Consider the following 254-nt stretch of genomic DNA (forward strand, 5'->3'; position numbering starts at 1 on the left):
CCTGACATAAACTCTGATAACGCAATATCATTGCCTGTAATCGGCAGTAAATGATAATACTCAATATCTTTTAAAGAGGAGAATAATACTGACATCAAAGGAGTTAGAATCATTGGAAAATAAAATAATTGAATATATGCAAAGGTCGAAACATTACCATAGTTAATGACTGCACATAGAAAAAGCATTGCAAAGATGGAAAGCTGAATTGGCGTATCTGGTAACAACCCACCGACTAAAACTTCTGCAAATTG

At 33.9% G+C, this 254-nt stretch carries 1 protein-coding gene; it reads right to left on the reverse strand.

All coding sequences use genetic code 11. The annotated features are described in order from the left end of the window. Positions 1-254, reverse strand: a 254-nt coding sequence (locus tag SB749_RS20120) for a GerAB/ArcD/ProY family transporter (RefSeq protein ID WP_410711867.1), incomplete at both ends; no start/stop codon positions are given.

This window comes from Brevibacterium sp. SIMBA_078 (genome assembly GCF_046534565.1).
Taxonomy (GTDB): Bacteria; Actinomycetota; Actinomycetes; order Actinomycetales; family Brevibacteriaceae; genus Brevibacterium.